The following is a 17,040-nucleotide window of genomic DNA, read 5'->3' as shown; positions in this document are numbered from 1 at the left end:
GGCGAAAGTTTGAATGAAACTGGATATAGAGTATCCTGACGCTGTTTTTAACACAGTTGTAATATGAGGTTAATCCCTTGAGTGACATGGCGAAAAACCTAATACTCTGGCTGGTCATTGCCGTTGTGCTGATGTCAGTTTTCCAGAGCTTTGGGCCCAGCGAGTCGAATGGCCGCAAGGTGGATTATTCTACCTTCCTGCAAGAGGTCAATCAGGACCAGGTTCGCGAAGCGCGTATCAACGGACGTGAGATCAACGTTACCAAGAAAGATAGTAACCGTTACACGACTTACATCCCGGTGAACGATCCTAAGCTGCTTGATAACCTTCTGACCAAAAACGTCAAAGTGGTAGGCGAGCCGCCGGAAGAACCAAGCCTGTTGGCTTCTATCTTCATTTCCTGGTTCCCGATGCTGCTTCTTATCGGTGTCTGGATCTTCTTTATGCGCCAGATGCAGGGCGGTGGTGGCAAAGGTGCCATGTCGTTCGGTAAGAGCAAGGCGCGTATGCTGACGGAAGACCAGATCAAGACCACCTTTGCTGACGTAGCAGGTTGTGACGAAGCAAAAGAAGAGGTGGGTGAACTGGTTGAATACCTGCGCGAGCCGAGCCGTTTCCAGAAACTGGGCGGTAAGATCCCGAAAGGCGTCCTGATGGTCGGCCCTCCGGGTACCGGTAAAACCCTGCTGGCAAAAGCCATCGCGGGTGAAGCGAAGGTCCCGTTCTTTACTATTTCAGGTTCTGACTTCGTTGAAATGTTCGTGGGTGTCGGTGCATCTCGTGTGCGTGACATGTTCGAGCAGGCTAAGAAGGCAGCACCGTGCATCATCTTCATCGATGAAATCGACGCCGTTGGCCGCCAGCGTGGCGCAGGCCTGGGCGGTGGTCACGATGAACGTGAGCAGACCCTGAACCAGATGCTGGTTGAAATGGACGGCTTTGAAGGTAACGAAGGTATCATCGTTATCGCGGCAACTAACCGTCCAGACGTACTCGACCCTGCGCTGCTGCGTCCAGGCCGTTTCGACCGTCAGGTTGTGGTCGGTCTGCCGGATGTTCGTGGTCGTGAACAGATCCTGAAAGTGCATATGCGTCGCGTACCGCTGGCGCCAGATATCGACGCGGCAATCATCGCGCGTGGTACTCCAGGCTTCTCCGGTGCGGATCTGGCTAACCTGGTCAACGAGGCAGCACTGTTTGCCGCTCGCGGTAACAAACGTGTAGTGTCCATGGTGGAATTTGAGAAAGCGAAAGACAAAATCATGATGGGTGCGGAACGTCGCTCCATGGTGATGACGGAAGCGCAGAAAGAGTCCACGGCATATCACGAAGCGGGCCACGCGATTATCGGTCGTCTGGTGCCGGAACACGATCCGGTACACAAGGTGACGATCATTCCACGCGGTCGTGCGTTGGGTGTGACCTTCTTCCTGCCTGAAGGCGACGCGATCAGCGCCAGCCGTCAGAAGCTGGAAAGTCAGATTTCAACCCTGTACGGCGGTCGTCTGGCAGAAGAGATCATCTACGGTGCGGAACATGTTTCCACCGGTGCGTCGAACGATATTAAAGTGGCGACAAACCTGGCACGTAACATGGTGACCCAGTGGGGCTTCTCCGACAAACTCGGTCCGCTGCTCTATGCAGAAGAAGAGGGCGAAGTATTCCTGGGCCGCTCCGTGGCAAAAGCGAAACATATGTCCGATGAAACGGCTCGTATCATCGACCAGGAAGTGAAAGCGCTGATTGAGCGTAACTACGCTCGCGCCCGTCAGATCCTGAATGACAATATGGACATCCTGCATTCGATGAAAGATGCGCTCATGAAATATGAGACCATCGATGCTCCGCAGATTGACGACCTGATGGCTCGCCGCGAAGTGCGTCCGCCAGCAGGCTGGGAAGACCCAGGCGCGTCTAACAATTCTGACAACAATGGCACCCCGCGTGCACCGCGTCCGGTCGATGAACCGCGTACGCCAAACCCGGGCAACACCATGTCAGAGCAGTTGGGCGACAAGTAAGTCACTGCTGTTGAAGCGTTTGTCTGTACATCAAACCCTGGAGCGTGCTCCGGGGTTTTTCTTTTTTATATAACCATGCAAATAACAGGGATTTAGCCATGAAACTCTTCGCCCAGGACTCGCATCTCGACCTTTCACATCCGCATGTGATGGGGATCCTGAATGTCACGCCTGATTCCTTCTCTGACGGCGGCACGCATAACTCGCTTATCGACGCGGTTAAACACGCGAATTTAATGATCAACGCGGGTGCCACCATCATTGACGTTGGAGGGGAGTCAACGCGGCCTGGCGCGGCGGAGGTTTCGGTGGAAGAAGAGCTGGCGCGCGTGGTGCCGGTGGTGGAGGCTATCGCCCGGCGCTTTGAAGTGTGGATCTCCGTTGATACCTCCAAACCCGAAGTGATCCGTGAAGTGGCGAGAGTGGGCGCTCACATTATCAATGATATCCGCTCGCTGATCGAGCCGGGCGCAATTGAAGCCGCCGCTGAAACCGGGCTACCGGTGTGTCTGATGCATATGCAGGGCCAGCCTAAGACAATGCAGGAGGCGCCAAAATATGAAGATGTGTTTGCCGACGTCACCCGCTTCTTTATTGAGCATATCGAACGCTGTGAACGTGCGGGTATCGCAAAAGAGAAATTGCTGCTCGACCCGGGCTTCGGTTTCGGTAAAAATCTCTCACACAATTACGCGTTGCTTGCGCGCTTATCAGAGTTTCATCAGTTCGGCCTGCCACTGCTAGTGGGAATGTCGAGAAAATCGATGATTGGTCAGTTGTTGAATGTCGGGCCGAACGAACGTCTGAGCGGCAGTCTGGCCTGCGCGGTGATTGCCGCGATGCAAGGTGCACACATCATTCGCGTCCATGACGTAAAAGAAACAGTAGAAGCCATGCGTGTGGTGGAAGCCACACTGGCAGCGAAGGAAAACAAACGCTATGAGTAATCGTAAATATTTTGGTACCGATGGCATCCGTGGGCGCGTAGGCGATGCGCCAATTACCCCTGACTTTGTCCTGAAGCTGGGCTGGGCGGCGGGTAAGGTACTGGCGCGTCATGGCTCCCGTAAGATCATTATTGGTAAAGATACCCGTATTTCGGGTTATATGCTGGAGTCCGCGCTGGAAGCCGGGCTGGCGGCGGCGGGGCTTTCAGCTTCCTTTACGGGGCCAATGCCGACCCCTGCTGTTGCCTATCTGACTCGTACCTTCCGTGCGGAAGCGGGCATCGTCATTTCAGCTTCTCATAATCCGTTCTATGACAACGGTATCAAATTCTTCTCCATCGACGGCACTAAACTGCCGGATGACGTGGAAGAGGCGATTGAAGCGGAAATGGAGAAAGAGATCACCTGTGTCGACTCCGCTGAGTTGGGTAAAGCCAACCGTATTGTCGATGCCGCAGGCCGCTACATTGAATTCTGCAAAGGCACGTTCCCGAATGAACTGAGCCTGGCACACCTCAAAATTGTGGTGGACTGTGCAAACGGTGCGACCTATCACATTGCGCCGAATGTTTTCCGCGAGCTGGGTGCGAAAGTGATCACCATCGGCTGCGAGCCGGACGGTCTGAACATCAATGAAGAAGTCGGCGCGACAGACGTGCGTGCCTTGCAGGCGCGTGTACTGGCTGAAAAAGCCGATCTGGGTATTGCCCTGGATGGCGATGGCGATCGTGTGATCATGGTTGACCACGAAGGTAACAAGGTCGATGGCGATCAGATCCTCTACATCATTGCGCGTGAAGGCCTGCGTCAGGGGCAACTGCGCGGTGGCGCGGTGGGCACGCTGATGAGCAATATGGGTCTGGAGCTGGCGCTGAAACAGCTGGGCATCCCGTTTGTTCGCGCGAAAGTGGGTGACCGCTACGTGCTGGAAAAACTTCAGGAAAAAGGCTGGCGCATTGGCGCGGAAAACTCCGGCCACGTGATCCTGCTCGATAAAACCACCACCGGTGACGGCATTGTGGCGGCGCTTCAGGTTGTTGCCGCGATGGCGCGTAACCATATGAGCCTGCACGATCTGTGCAGCGGCATGAAAATGTTCCCGCAGATCCTGGTGAACGTGCGTTTCACCGCTGGTAAAGGCGACCCGCTGGAAAATGATAACGTGAAAGCGGTGATGGCAGAGGTGGAAGCGACGCTTGGCAGCCGTGGACGCGTCCTGCTGCGTAAGTCGGGTACCGAGCCGCTGATCCGCGTGATGGTGGAAGGTGAAGACGAAGCGCAGGTAACTGAATTTGCGCACCGCATTGCGGATGCAGTGAAAGCTGCATAATCTTTCAGAATAAGTGTTTAAAAAGGCGGCGTTTGCCGCCTTTGTTTTAAGCAATTAATCGCTTTTTGCTGTTTTTTTCCGCAGTTGATACAATGCCTCGAAAATGCCCTTGCGAAGGTGATTCGCTTTGGTTAGTATTCACACCCGCTTCAGTGGGAAACAAAATCCTGCTAATTGGTCGAAGCATTGGTATGCGGCAAATCCGCAAGGAACAGGTTGATTATGTACGAAGCTCTTTTAGTTATTTTCCTTATTGTAGCCATCGCTCTCGTAGCGCTGATTATGCTGCAGCAAGGTAAAGGCGCTGATATGGGAGCCTCCTTCGGAGCAGGCGCTTCCGGTACGCTGTTCGGTTCAAGTGGTTCTGCGAACTTCATGACCCGTACGACGGCGATTCTGGCTACGCTGTTCTTCATCATCAGTCTGGTGCTGGGCAATATCAACAGCAACAAGACCAGTAAAGGAAGCGAGTGGGAAAATCTGAGCGCGCCAGCAAAAAGTGAGCAAACTCAGCCAGCTGCACCGGCTAAGCCAACCAGCGATATCCCGCAGTAAGTATTCAGTACCGAGGTGGTGGAATTGGTAGACACGCTACCTTGAGGTGGTAGTGCCCTAACGGGCTTGTGGGTTCGAGTCCCATCCTCGGTACCAATATTCCAGAAGAAAGACGTCGCAAGACGTCTTTTTTTTCGTCTGTACATTCTGTGTTTCCGATCTATTGTAGGGCGGGTAAGCGCAGCGCCGCCCGCCGTTTTGCCCGGTGGCGCTGCGCTTACCGGGCCTACGAAGACCACAAAAAAGGCGCCCATTGGGCGCCTTTTGCATGTCTTGCTGTCGATTACTTCTTATCGCTGTGTTCCAGATTCTCAACCTGCGGCAGACCATTACCGGAATTCGCGGAGAGCAGGCCATTCTCAACATAGTTGAACAGCTTCTCACGGGTATCGGTGATGTCCAGGTTACGCATGGTCAGCTGGCCAATACGATCGTCCGGAGAGAATACTGACTCACCTTTCTCCATGGTCAGACGCTCTGCTTTATAGGTCAGGTTGTCAGACACGGTATTGAGGATGGAGTAATCATTGCCGCGACGCAGTTCCAGCGTCACTTCGCCGGTGATTGCGCTCGCCACCCAACGTTGCAGGGCGTCACGCAGCATCAGCGCCTGTGGATCAAACCAGCGACCCTGATACAGCAGTTTGCCCAGCTGACGGCCATGAGCGTGATACTGCTCAATGGTGTCTTCGTTGTGAATACCGGTCAGCAGACGCTCGTAAGCGATGTGCAGCAGCGCCATCCCCGGAGCTTCGTAAATGCCACGGCTTTTCGCTTCGATGATACGGTTTTCGATCTGATCGCTCATACCCAGACCGTGACGACCGCCGATGCGGTTCGCTTCCAGCATCAGTTCAACATCGTCTGAGAAGGTTTTACCGTTCAGGGCAACCGGATGGCCGCGTTCGAAACGCACGGTCACTTCTTCCGCCGGGATCTTCACGTTCTCATCCCAGAATTTTACGCCCATGATCGGGTTAACAATTTTTACGCTGGAGTTCAGGAATTCCAGGTCTTTCGCTTCGTGCGTCGCACCCAGCATGTTGGAGTCGGTTGAGTAGGCTTTCTCAACGGACATCTTATAGTCAAAGCCGCAGGCAATCATAAACTCAGACATTTCATGACGGCCACCCAGTTCGTCGATGAAGTCGGTATCCAGCCACGGTTTGTAGATCTGCAACTCAGCGTTGGTCAGCAGACCGTAACGATAGAAACGTTCAATATCGTTGCCTTTATAGGTACTGCCATCACCCCAGATGTTCACGCCATCTTCTTTCATGGCGGCGACCAGCATGGTGCCGGTGACAGCACGACCCAGCGGAGTGGTATTAAAATAGGTCAGGCCGCCGGTAGTATTATGAAAAGCACCGCACTGGATAGCGGCAATGCCTTCAGCGACCAGTTGCTTACGGCAGTCAATCAGACGTGCGTTCTCTGCGCCATACTCCATGGCACGACGAGGGATCGCGTCATAATCTTCCTCGTCCGGCTGACCCAGGTTCGCAGTATATGCATACGGAACCGCTCCCTTCTGGCGCATCCACAGCAGTGCAGCGCTGGTATCCAGGCCGCCTGAGAAAGCGATGCCAATACGTTGTCCTACCGGAAGATGCTTGAGAATCGTCGTCATAGAATAAAACCCTGCTTGATTGACTGATTAGAGACCGCTTTCGCTCTCTTGTGCATTTTTATGCAAAATAAGTGAGTATTCATTTAATCATCTTTTGTCGAAGACCGGAAGAGACTCGTGCGTTTTTTGTAAAAAAATTGGTCTGTTCTGTCTGGCAGAAGCTGGGTTGACAGGTGGGGTCAACTATCAATATACTAAACGCCGATTTTACGTCCCGTCTTCGGTACCAAATCCCAGCATTATTTGCAAATTCTGTCCAAAACGCGTAGAATTTGCCACGTTTCAGGCGCGGGGTGGAGCAGCCTGGTAGCTCGTCGGGCTCATAACCCGAAGGTCGTCGGTTCAAATCCGGCCCCCGCAACCACTTTCCTGTAAAGTTCTTTTTCAAATATACTGTGAAGACTTAGAGCCTTCGTAGCTGGATTTGAAAAAATTCTTTCGGAAAGTGCTCCAGGCCACAGTTGTGGCTATAGGGTTCAGTTATCTAAAGCCCCGATTTATCGGGGTTTTTTGTTATCTGACTACAGAATAACTGGGCTTTACGCCCTTTTTTTATGTCTTGGGGGTGGGCTTGTCCACATTAGAGCAAAAATTAACAGAGATGATTACTGCACCGGTCGAAGCACTGGGCTACGAACTGGTCGGCATCGAATTCGTTCGCGGCCGCACATCGACGCTGCGCATCTATATTGATAGTGAAGATGGCATCAATGTTGATGATTGTGCTGATGTCAGCCACCAGGTGAGTGCGGTTCTTGATGTTGAAGATCCGATTACCGTTGCGTACAACCTGGAAGTTTCCTCACCTGGCCTCGATCGTCCGATGTTCACGGCCGAGCACTATGTGCGCTTTACCGGTGAAGAAGTGGCTCTCGTTCTGCGTATGGCCGTACAGAACCGCCGTAAATGGCAGGGAATTATCAAAGCCGTTGATGGTGAAATGATCACGGTGACAGTCGAAGGCAAAGATGAAGTGTTCGCGCTGAGTAATATCCAGAAGGCGAACCTGGTTCCCCACTTTTAACAGTCTGGATTGAGGTGAAAAGCCCGCGATGAACAAAGAAATTTTGGCTGTTGTTGAAGCCGTCTCCAACGAGAAATCACTGCCGCGTGAGAAGATTTTCGAAGCGCTGGAAAGTGCACTAGCTACAGCAACCAAGAAAAAATACGAACAAGAGATCGATGTTCGCGTAGAAATCGATCGTAAAAGCGGTGACTTCGATACATTCCGTCGTTGGGTAATCGTTGAAGAAGTGACCCAACCGACCAAAGAGATCACCCTGGAAGCGGCACGTTTTGAAGACGAAAGTCTGAACGTGGGTGACTACGTTGAAGATCAGATTGAATCTGTCACCTTCGACCGTATCACCACCCAGACCGCGAAGCAGGTTATCGTGCAGAAAGTTCGCGAAGCCGAGCGCGCGCTGGTTGTCGATCAGTTCCGCGATCAGGAAGGCGAAATCATCACTGGCGTGGTGAAGAAAGTGAACCGCGATAACATCTCTCTGGAGATCAAATCCGAAGGGCTGCCGGGTAACGCTGAAGCTGTTATCCTGCGTGAAGACATGCTGCCGCGTGAAAACTTCCGCCCAGGCGACCGTATTCGTGGTGTGCTGTATGCCGTACGTCCTGAAGCACGTGGTGCACAGCTGTTCGTGACGCGTTCTAAACCAGAAATGCTGGTTGAACTGTTCCGTATCGAAGTGCCGGAAATCGGCGAAGAAGTTATCGAAATCAAAGCGGCGGCCCGCGATCCGGGTTCCCGTGCGAAAATTGCGGTGAAAACCAACGACAAGCGTATCGACCCGGTCGGTGCTTGCGTCGGTATGCGTGGCGCACGTGTTCAGGCGGTTTCTACCGAACTGGGCGGCGAGCGTATTGATATCGTTCTGTGGGACGACAATCCGGCGCAGTTCGTGATCAACGCAATGGCACCGGCCGATGTGGCGTCTATCGTTGTTGACGAAGACAAACACACCATGGATATCGCTGTAGAAGCGGGCAACCTGGCGCAGGCGATTGGCCGTAACGGTCAGAACGTACGTCTGGCGTCACAGCTGAGCGGCTGGGAACTCAACGTGATGACCGTTGATGACCTTCAGGCCAAGCATCAGGCTGAAGCCCACGCGGCGATCGATACCTTCACCAAATACCTGGACATTGACGAAGACTTCGCCACTGTGCTGGTTGAAGAAGGTTTCTCTACGCTGGAAGAACTGGCCTACGTGCCAATGAAAGAGCTGCTGGAAATTGACGGTCTGGATGAACCAACCGTTGAAGCCCTGCGTGAACGCGCTAAAAACGCACTGACCACCCTGGCGCTGGCTCAGGAAGAAAGCCTTGGCGATAAGAAGCCGGCTGATGACCTGCTGAATCTGGAAGGTCTTGATCGTGCGATTGCGTTCAAGCTGGCTGCCCGTGGTGTTTGTACGCTGGAAGATCTCGCTGAGCAAGGCGTTGATGACCTGGCTGATATCGAAGGTTTAACCGACGAGAAAGCCGGCGAACTCATCATGGCCGCACGTAATATTTGCTGGTTCGGCGACGAAGCGTAATAAACTGTAGCAGGAAGGAACAGCATGACTGATGTAACTGTAAAATCGCTGGCTGCTGAGATTCAGACCTCCGTGGACCGCCTGGTACAGCAATTTGCTGATGCAGGGATCCCGAAGGCCGCTGATGACTCGGTGACCGCGCAAGAAAAACAAACCTTGTTAGCGCACCTGAACCGTGAACACGGCTCTACGCCTGACAAGTTAACGCTGCAGCGCAAAACGCGTAGCACGTTGAACATCCCTGGTACCGGTGGCAAAAGCAAATCGGTACAAATTGAAGTCCGCAAGACGCGCACCTTTGTAAAACGTGATCCGCAAGAGGCAGAACGCCTTGCTGCGGAAGAGCAGGCACAGCGTGAAGCGGAAGAACAAGCTCAGCGTGAGGCAGAAGCCACTGCTAAACGCGAAGCAGAATTAAAAGCTGAACGTGAGGCCGCAGAAAAAGCGAAACGCGACGCCGGTGAAAAAGCGAAGCGTGACGCTGCGGAAAAAGACAAAGTGAGCAATCAACAGACCGACGAAATGACCAAAACTGCCCAGGCTGAAAAAGCCCGCCGTGAAAATGAAGCTGCCGAGCTGAAGCGTAAAGCGGAAGAAGAAGCCCGCCGAAAGCTTGAAGAAGAAGCTCGCCGCGTCGCCGAAGAAGCGCGTCGCATGGCAGAAGAAAACGAGAAGAACGGTGTGAATACCGCTGAACCAACTGAAGACAACAGCGATTATCACGTAACCACTTCTCAGCATGCGCGCCAGGCAGAAGACGATAACGACCGTGAAGTTGAAGGTGGTCGTGGCCGTACTCGCAGTACAAAAGCGGCGCGTCCTGCGAAAAAAGGTAACAAGCACGCTGAATCTAAAGCTGACCGTGAAGAAGCACGTGCAGCGGTTCGCGGTGGTAAAGGCGGTAAGCGTAAAGGTTCCGCTCTGCAGCAGGGCTTCCAGAAGCCAGCTCAGGCCGTTAACCGTGACGTTGTGATCGGCGAAACCATCACCGTTGGCGAACTGGCTAACAAGATGGCGGTGAAAGGCTCTCAGGTCATCAAAGCGATGATGAAGCTGGGCGCAATGGCCACCATCAACCAGGTCATCGACCAGGAAACCGCACAGCTGGTTGCCGAGGAGATGGGCCACAAAGTTATCCTGCGTCGTGAAAACGAGCTGGAAGAAGCAGTAATGAGCGACCGTGATACGGGCGCAGCGGCTGAACCGCGCGCACCGGTTGTGACCATCATGGGTCACGTTGACCACGGTAAAACCTCTCTGCTTGACTACATTCGTTCTACTAAGGTTGCCTCCGGCGAAGCGGGTGGTATTACCCAGCATATCGGTGCTTACCACGTAGAAACCGAAAACGGCATGATCACCTTCCTGGATACCCCAGGCCACGCAGCGTTTACCTCAATGCGTGCTCGTGGTGCTCAGGCAACGGATATCGTTGTTCTGGTTGTTGCTGCCGATGATGGCGTGATGCCACAGACCATTGAAGCTATCCAGCACGCGAAAGCGGCGCAGGTGCCTTTGGTTGTTGCAGTCAACAAAATCGATAAGCCAGAAGCCGATATGGATCGCGTTAAGAACGAACTGTCACAGTACGGCGTTATGCCGGAAGAGTGGGGCGGTGAAGCGCAGTTCATCCCTGTATCTGCAAAAGCAGGTACCGGTATCGACGACCTGCTGAACGCTATCCTGCTTCAGGCTGAAGTTCTGGAGCTGAAAGCGGTTCGTAAAGGTATGGCGAGCGGCGCGGTAATCGAATCCTTCCTGGATAAAGGTCGTGGTCCGGTTGCAACCGTTCTGGTTCGCGAAGGTACTCTGCACAAGGGCGACATTGTTCTGTGTGGTTTCGAATACGGTCGCGTTCGTGCGATGCGTAACGAACTGGGTCAGGAAGTGCTGGAAGCGGGTCCGTCCATCCCAGTGGAAATCCTCGGCCTGTCCGGTGTTCCGGCTGCCGGTGACGAAGTAACCGTGGTACGTGACGAGAAGAAAGCACGTGAAGTGGCGCTGTATCGTCAGGGTAAATTCCGTGAGGTGAAACTGGCTCGCCAGCAGAAATCTAAACTCGAGAACATGTTCGCCAACATGACTGAAGGCGAAGTTCACGAAGTGAACATCGTTCTGAAAGCGGACGTACAGGGTTCTGTGGAAGCGATCTCCGACTCCTTGCTGAAACTGTCTACCGACGAAGTGAAAGTGAAGATCATCGGTTCTGGCGTAGGTGGTATCACCGAAACCGACGCAACCCTGGCAGCCGCGTCCAACGCTATCCTGGTTGGCTTCAACGTTCGTGCTGACGCATCTGCGCGTAAAGTTATCGATGCTGAAAGCCTGGATCTGCGTTACTACTCCGTCATCTATAACCTGATTGACGAAGTGAAAGCAGCGATGAGCGGCATGCTGTCTCCTGAGCTGAAACAGCAGATCATCGGTCTGGCTGAAGTACGTGACGTGTTCAAATCACCGAAATTCGGTGCGATCGCGGGCTGTATGGTTACCGAAGGGACCATTAAGCGTCACAACCCAATCCGCGTACTGCGCGACAACGTGGTTATCTACGAAGGTGAGCTGGAATCCCTGCGCCGCTTCAAAGATGACGTTAACGAAGTTCGTAACGGCATGGAATGTGGTATCGGTGTTAAGAACTACAACGACGTTCGCGTTGGCGATATGATCGAAGTGTTCGAGATCATCGAAATTCAGCGTACCATCGCGTAATCTTCGTCAACTGAAGATTAGTTAGCGTAGGCCGGGTAAGCGAAGCGCCACCCGGCAGTAATTTTAAAAAGGGGCTTAAGCCCCTTTTTTGTCTGGAGAATTTATTATGGCGAAAGAATTTGGTCGCCCACAGCGCGTCGCGCAGGAGATGCAGAAAGAGATCGCTCTCATTCTGCAACGTGAAATCAAAGATCCACGCGTGGGGATGATGACCACCGTGTCTGGCGTGGAAATGTCCCGCGACCTGGCGTACGCCAAAGTGTTTGTGACATTCCTGAATGACCAGGATGAAGACGCCGTGAAGAACGGCATTAAAGCGCTGCAGGAAGCCTCTGGTTTCATCCGCTCTCTGCTTGGCAAAGCGATGCGTCTGCGTATTGTGCCGGAGCTGACCTTCTTCTACGACAACTCGCTGGTTGAGGGTATGCGTATGTCCAACCTGGTGACCAGCGTGGTGAAACATGACGATGAGCGTCGTGTTAACCCGGCGGACGACAGCAAGGAGGACTGATGAGTCGTCCTCGTCGTCGCGGTCGTGACGTGCATGGCGTGCTGTTGCTGGATAAACCACATGGCGCATCCAGCAACGACGTGCTGCAAAAAGTAAAGCGTATTTATAACGCCAATCGCGCGGGGCACACCGGCGCGCTGGATCCGCTGGCAACCGGGATGCTCCCGATCTGCCTGGGTGAAGCGACAAAGTTTTCCCAGTATCTGCTGGATTCCGATAAGCGCTACCGCGTGATTGCCAAACTGGGCCAGCGCACGGACACTTCCGATGCGGATGGTCAGGTGGTTGAAGAGCGCCCGGTAACCTTCAGCGCAGAGCAACTTGATGCGGCGCTGGAGAGCTTCCGGGGCGACACAATGCAGGTGCCGTCGATGTATTCGGCGTTGAAATATCAGGGCAAGAAGCTTTACGAATATGCGCGTCAGGGCATTGACGTTCCGCGTGAAGCCCGTCCGATTACCGTGTATGAGCTGTTGTTCATTCGCCACGAAGGTGATGAGCTGGAGCTGGAAGTACACTGTTCGAAAGGGACCTACATCCGCACCATCATTGACGACCTCGGTGAAAAGCTGGGCTGCGGCGCGCATGTGATTTATCTGCGTCGTCTGGCGGTCAGCAAGTATCCGGTCGAACGTATGGTAACGCTTGAGCATCTGCACGCCCTGGCTGAACAGGCGCAAGCGCAGGGAATTGCGCCGGCAGATCTGCTGGATCCGCTGCTGATGCCAATGGACAGTCCGGCAGCAGATTTCCCGGTTGTTAATCTTCCTTTAACATCGTCCGTTTACTTTAAGAACGGAAACCCGGTCCGCACAACGGGGGCGCCGCTTGAGGGCCTGGTCCGTGTGACGGAAGGGGAGGAAGGCAAGTTTATCGGGATGGGCGAAATGGACGGTGAAGGGCGCGTTGCCCCGCGTCGTCTGGTCGTCGAATACCCGGTCGAAGCGTGACGGTGATAACGCCTCACCTTGCGATAAGCAGGGGAGACGAGTAGAATATCGCCGCTTAACGCCTGGTAAATTGTTTAACAATCTGCGGGGCGTACATGGGATAGCTGAATTAGAGATCGGCATCCTTACATTCTTTATACTTTGGAGTTTGAAAATGTCTCTAAGCGTTGAAGCTAAAGCTAAAATCGTTTCTGAGTTTGGTCGTGGTACTAACGACAGCGGTTCTACCGAAGTTCAGGTTGCACTGCTGACTGCACAGATTAACCACCTGCAGGGTCACTTTGCAGAGCACAAAAAAGATCACCACAGCCGTCGTGGTCTGCTGCGTATGGTTTCTCAGCGTCGTAAACTGCTCGACTACCTGAAGCGTAAAGATGTTGCACGCTACACCGCGCTGATCGAGCGTCTGGGTCTGCGTCGCTAATTCTTGCGAGTTTCAGAAAAGGGGGCCTGATGGCCCCTTTTTTCAACCAGACGGCAGCAATTCAGGGGAAACTATTGTATTGTTGCTATAAATGATCTTCATTGCAGAGGTTCGCGCGGCTAATGAGAGGCTTCACCCATGGGGGTGTCGGTTGTCATTAGTCGCGAGGATGCGAAGAGGGTCGGGTTAAATCGTCAGCACACCTGAGGTGTGCTTTCAAACATTTAAGAAAGGACAGAATTTTGCTGAATCCGATCGTTCGTAAATTCCAGTATGGTCAGCATACCGTCACGCTGGAAACCGGCATGATGGCTCGTCAGGCTACTGCTGCCGTAATGGTAAGCATGGATGACACTGCTGTATTCGTTACCGTAGTTGGCCAGAAAAAAGCTAAACCAGGTCAGGACTTCTTCCCACTGACCGTTAACTACCAGGAGCGTACCTACGCTGCCGGTAAAATCCCGGGTGGCTTCTTCCGTCGTGAAGGCCGTCCAAGCGAAGGCGAAACCCTGATCGCGCGTCTGATTGACCGCCCGGTTCGTCCGCTGTTCCCGGAAGGCTTCGTCAATGAAGTGCAGGTTATCGCAACCGTTGTTTCCGTTAACCCACAGGTTAACCCGGACATCGTAGCGATGATCGGTGCGTCTGCTGCCCTGTCACTGTCTGGTATCCCATTCAATGGCCCAATCGGTGCCGCGCGCGTCGGTTACATCAACGACCAGTACGTGCTGAACCCAACTCAGGAAGAGCTGAAAGAGAGTAAGCTGGACCTGGTTGTTGCCGGTACTGAAGCAGCAGTTCTGATGGTTGAATCTGAAGCAGAACTGCTGAGTGAAGACCAGATGCTGGGCGCAGTGGTCTTCGGCCACGACCAGCAGCAGATTGTTATCCAGAACATCAACGACCTGGTGAAAGAAGCCGGTAAACCACGTTGGGACTGGCAGCCAGAAGCGGTAAACGACGCGCTGAACGCACGCGTAGCTGCACTGGCAGAATCTCGTCTGAGCGATGCATATCGCATTACAGACAAACAGGAGCGTTATGCTCAGGTTGACGTGATCAAAGATGAAACCATCGCAACCCTGATCGCGGAAGACGAAACGCTGGACGCTAACGAGCTGAGCGAAATCCTGCACGCTATTGAGAAAAACGTTGTTCGTAGTCGCGTACTGGCAGGCGAGCCGCGTATTGATGGCCGTGAAAAGGACATGATCCGTGGTCTGGATGTGCGTACTGGCGTGCTGCCACGTACTCACGGTTCCGCGCTGTTCACCCGTGGTGAAACCCAGGCGCTGGTTACCGCTACCCTGGGTACTGCACGTGACGCACAGAACATCGATGAACTGATGGGCGAGCGCACTGACAGCTTCCTGTTCCACTACAACTTCCCTCCGTACTCTGTGGGCGAGACCGGTATGGTTGGCTCACCGAAGCGTCGTGAAATTGGTCACGGTCGTCTGGCGAAGCGCGGCGTGCTGGCAGTAATGCCAGAAGCAGACAAATTCCCGTACACCGTACGTGTCGTGTCTGAAATCACTGAATCCAACGGTTCTTCTTCCATGGCTTCCGTGTGTGGTGCCTCTCTGGCGCTGATGGATGCAGGCGTGCCGATCAAAGCCGCCGTTGCGGGTATCGCAATGGGTCTGGTGAAAGAAGGCGACAACTTCGTTGTTCTGTCTGACATTCTGGGTGACGAAGACCACCTGGGTGATATGGACTTCAAAGTGGCGGGTTCCCGCGACGGTATCTCTGCCCTGCAGATGGATATCAAAATTGAAGGTATCACTAAAGAGATCATGCAGGTTGCTCTGAACCAGGCTAAAGGTGCGCGTCTGCACATCCTGGGCGTGATGGAACAGGCTATCAACGCACCACGCGGTGATATCTCTGAATTCGCTCCGCGTATTCACACCATCAAGATCAATCCAGACAAGATCAAAGATGTTATCGGTAAGGGCGGTTCTGTTATCCGTGCACTGACCGAAGAAACGGGCACCACCATCGAAATCGAAGATGACGGTACTGTGAAAATCGCAGCAACCGACGGTGAGAAAGCGAAATATGCTATCCGCCGTATCGAAGAGATTACAGCAGAAATCGAAGTGGGCCGTATCTACAATGGTAAAGTGACCCGTATCGTTGACTTTGGCGCATTCGTTGCCATCGGTGGCGGTAAAGAAGGTCTGGTACATATCTCTCAGATCGCTGACAAGCGCGTTGAGAAAGTGACCGATTACCTGCAAATGGGTCAGGAAGTACCGGTGAAAGTTCTGGAAGTTGACCGCCAGGGCCGTATCCGTCTGAGCATTAAAGAAGCAACCGAGCAGTCTCAGCCTGCTGCGGCGCCGGAAGCTCCGGCTGCCGAACAGCAAGGCGAGTAAGGTTGCCATTTGCCCTCCGCGCAGGCGGAGGGCTTATTATCAGGCAGGACGCCTTGTTAAGCCGCCGGGGGACAGGACGTTCATCCAATAGTTGTCTTCGGGAGTGGGAAATGAAGCCTTTTTTGCGCTGGTGTTTCGTTGCGACAGCTTTAACGCTGGCAGGATGCAGCAACTCTGCCTGGCGTAAGAGCGAAGTCCTCGCAGTGCCATTGCAACCGACTTTGCAGCAGGAAGTGATTCTGGCACGCATGGAACAAATACTTGCCAGTCGGGCTTTAACCGATGACGAACGCGCACAGCTTTTATATGAGCGCGGAGTGTTGTATGATAGTCTCGGTCTGAGGGCATTAGCGCGAAATGATTTTTCACAAGCGCTGGCAATTCGACCTGATATGCCTGAAGTATTCAATTACTTAGGCATTTATTTAACGCAGGCAGGCAATTTTGATGCTGCCTATGAAGCGTTTGATTCTGTACTTGAGCTTGATCCAACTTACAACTACGCGCACTTGAATCGCGGTATCGCATTGTATTACGGCGGTCGTGATAAGTTAGCGCAAGATGATCTGCTGGCGTTTTATCAAGACGATCCTAATGATCCTTTCCGCAGCCTGTGGCTTTACATCGTTGAGCAGAAGCTCGATGAGAAGCAGGCCAAAGAAGCACTGAAACAGCGCTTCGAGAAATCGGACAAGGAACAGTGGGGATGGAACATTGTCGAGTTCTACCTGGGCAACATTAGCGAAGCAACGCTGATGGAACGCCTCAAGGCGGACGCAACGGATAACACCTCGCTCGCTGAGCATCTCAGTGAAACCAACTTCTATTTAGGTAAGTACTACCTAAGTCTGGGGGATATGGACAGCGCTACGGCACTGTTCAAATTAGCGGTTGCTAACAACGTACATAACTTCGTTGAGCACCGTTATGCATTGTTGGAATTATCGCTCTTGGGCCAGGAGCAAGACGACCTGGCAGAATCGGACCAGCAATAGCTGACGACATAAACATCAGCCCGTAATCT

Annotated in this window: 13 protein-coding genes and 2 tRNA genes; 14 read left to right on the top strand and 1 reads right to left on the bottom strand. The window is 53.3% G+C overall.

Going from position 1 to position 17,040, the window contains the following annotated elements; genetic code table 11:
• Nucleotides 1–86: 86 nt before the first annotated feature.
• The 5 genes from ftsH (at nucleotide 87) to L2Y28_RS19720 (ending at nucleotide 4,949) form a co-directional block, all read left to right on the top strand.
• A complete protein-coding gene (gene ftsH / locus L2Y28_RS19740) occupies nucleotides 87–2,021 on the top strand; it encodes an ATP-dependent zinc metalloprotease FtsH (RefSeq protein ID WP_003861810.1) in 1,935 nt (644 codons plus the stop codon).
• A 98-nt stretch (nucleotides 2,022–2,119) separates the two neighbouring features.
• Complete coding sequence (gene folP / locus L2Y28_RS19735) at nucleotides 2,120–2,968, top strand: dihydropteroate synthase (RefSeq protein ID WP_236919566.1); 849 nt, start codon at nucleotides 2,120–2,122, stop codon at nucleotides 2,966–2,968.
• Nucleotides 2,961–4,298: a phosphoglucosamine mutase gene (gene glmM, locus L2Y28_RS19730; protein WP_003861804.1), complete on the top strand. Its 1,338-nt coding sequence runs from the start codon at nucleotides 2,961–2,963 to the stop codon at nucleotides 4,296–4,298. Before folP ends, glmM begins: the two co-directional genes overlap by 8 nt.
• Nucleotides 4,299–4,520: 222 nt before the next feature.
• The gene (secG, locus tag L2Y28_RS19725) at nucleotides 4,521–4,853 is read left to right on the top strand and encodes a preprotein translocase subunit SecG (RefSeq protein WP_022649519.1); all 333 of its coding nucleotides are present in this window, start codon (nucleotides 4,521–4,523) and stop codon (nucleotides 4,851–4,853) included.
• A 9-nt stretch (nucleotides 4,854–4,862) separates the two neighbouring features.
• Nucleotides 4,863–4,949, top strand: a tRNA-Leu gene (locus tag L2Y28_RS19720).
• Nucleotides 4,950–5,136: 187 nt separating this feature from the next.
• Here the strand turns inward: L2Y28_RS19720 and argG are convergent.
• Nucleotides 5,137–6,483, bottom strand: a complete 1,347-nt coding sequence (gene argG, locus L2Y28_RS19715) for an argininosuccinate synthase (RefSeq protein ID WP_022649518.1) — start codon at nucleotides 6,481–6,483, stop codon at nucleotides 5,137–5,139.
• A 287-nt stretch (nucleotides 6,484–6,770) separates the two neighbouring features.
• Here argG and L2Y28_RS19710 point away from each other — a divergent pair.
• From L2Y28_RS19710 to nlpI, 9 genes are all read left to right on the top strand, one after another.
• Nucleotides 6,771–6,847 (top strand) — tRNA-Met (locus L2Y28_RS19710).
• A 207-nt stretch (nucleotides 6,848–7,054) separates the two neighbouring features.
• The gene (rimP, locus tag L2Y28_RS19705) at nucleotides 7,055–7,507 is read left to right on the top strand and encodes a ribosome maturation factor RimP (RefSeq protein WP_014833432.1); all 453 of its coding nucleotides are present in this window, start codon (nucleotides 7,055–7,057) and stop codon (nucleotides 7,505–7,507) included.
• A gap of 28 nt (nucleotides 7,508–7,535) precedes the next feature.
• Nucleotides 7,536–9,038 carry a transcription termination factor NusA gene (gene nusA, locus L2Y28_RS19700; RefSeq protein ID WP_003861798.1) on the top strand — a complete coding sequence of 501 codons (1,503 nt, stop codon included), beginning with the start codon at nucleotides 7,536–7,538 and terminating at the stop codon, nucleotides 9,036–9,038.
• A gap of 24 nt (nucleotides 9,039–9,062) precedes the next feature.
• On the top strand, nucleotides 9,063–11,750 hold the full coding sequence (infB, locus tag L2Y28_RS19695; RefSeq protein WP_022649517.1) for a translation initiation factor IF-2: 2,688 nt from the start codon (nucleotides 9,063–9,065) through the stop codon (nucleotides 11,748–11,750).
• 106 nt (nucleotides 11,751–11,856) lie between these two features.
• The gene (gene rbfA, locus L2Y28_RS19690) at nucleotides 11,857–12,261 is read left to right on the top strand and encodes a 30S ribosome-binding factor RbfA (RefSeq protein ID WP_003861793.1); all 405 of its coding nucleotides are present in this window, start codon (nucleotides 11,857–11,859) and stop codon (nucleotides 12,259–12,261) included.
• Nucleotides 12,261–13,211, top strand: a complete 951-nt coding sequence (truB, locus tag L2Y28_RS19685; protein WP_022649516.1) for a tRNA pseudouridine(55) synthase TruB — start codon at nucleotides 12,261–12,263, stop codon at nucleotides 13,209–13,211. Before rbfA ends, truB begins: the two co-directional genes overlap by 1 nt.
• A gap of 154 nt (nucleotides 13,212–13,365) precedes the next feature.
• The gene (gene rpsO / locus L2Y28_RS19680) at nucleotides 13,366–13,635 is read left to right on the top strand and encodes a 30S ribosomal protein S15 (protein ID WP_003861789.1); all 270 of its coding nucleotides are present in this window, start codon (nucleotides 13,366–13,368) and stop codon (nucleotides 13,633–13,635) included.
• 242 nt (nucleotides 13,636–13,877) lie between these two features.
• Entirely contained in the window at nucleotides 13,878–16,016 is a 2,139-nt protein-coding gene (gene pnp / locus L2Y28_RS19675) for a polyribonucleotide nucleotidyltransferase (RefSeq protein WP_022649515.1), read from the top strand.
• Nucleotides 16,017–16,126: 110 nt separating this feature from the next.
• Complete coding sequence (gene nlpI, locus L2Y28_RS19670) at nucleotides 16,127–17,011, top strand: lipoprotein NlpI (protein WP_003861782.1); 885 nt, start codon at nucleotides 16,127–16,129, stop codon at nucleotides 17,009–17,011.
• The last annotated feature ends 29 nt before the right edge of the window (nucleotides 17,012–17,040 follow it).

Source organism: Enterobacter sp. JH25 (genome assembly GCF_021725435.1).
In the GTDB taxonomy this organism is placed as follows: Bacteria; Pseudomonadota; Gammaproteobacteria; order Enterobacterales; family Enterobacteriaceae; genus Enterobacter; species Enterobacter intestinihominis.
Note: the sequence above shows the minus strand (reverse complement) of the source record. Positions and strands in the feature narration are given on the sequence as shown.

Bases quoted from the DNA above. Each gene is read 5' to 3' on its own strand.
- ftsH (WP_003861810.1), top strand. From the start codon at position 87: ATGGCGAAAAACCTAATACTCTGGCTGGTCATTGCCGTTGTGCTGATG.
- folP (WP_236919566.1), top strand. From the start codon at position 2,120: ATGAAACTCTTCGCCCAGGACTCGCATCTCGACCTTTCACATCCGCAT.
- glmM (WP_003861804.1), top strand. From the start codon at position 2,961: ATGAGTAATCGTAAATATTTTGGTACCGATGGCATCCGTGGGCGCGTA.
- secG (WP_022649519.1), top strand. From the start codon at position 4,521: ATGTACGAAGCTCTTTTAGTTATTTTCCTTATTGTAGCCATCGCTCTC.
- argG (WP_022649518.1), bottom strand. From the start codon at position 6,483: ATGACGACGATTCTCAAGCATCTTCCGGTAGGACAACGTATTGGCATC.
- nusA (WP_003861798.1), top strand. From the start codon at position 7,536: ATGAACAAAGAAATTTTGGCTGTTGTTGAAGCCGTCTCCAACGAGAAA.
- infB (WP_022649517.1), top strand. From the start codon at position 9,063: ATGACTGATGTAACTGTAAAATCGCTGGCTGCTGAGATTCAGACCTCC.
- rbfA (WP_003861793.1), top strand. From the start codon at position 11,857: ATGGCGAAAGAATTTGGTCGCCCACAGCGCGTCGCGCAGGAGATGCAG.
- truB (WP_022649516.1), top strand. From the start codon at position 12,261: ATGAGTCGTCCTCGTCGTCGCGGTCGTGACGTGCATGGCGTGCTGTTG.
- rpsO (WP_003861789.1), top strand. From the start codon at position 13,366: ATGTCTCTAAGCGTTGAAGCTAAAGCTAAAATCGTTTCTGAGTTTGGT.
- nlpI (WP_003861782.1), top strand. From the start codon at position 16,127: ATGAAGCCTTTTTTGCGCTGGTGTTTCGTTGCGACAGCTTTAACGCTG.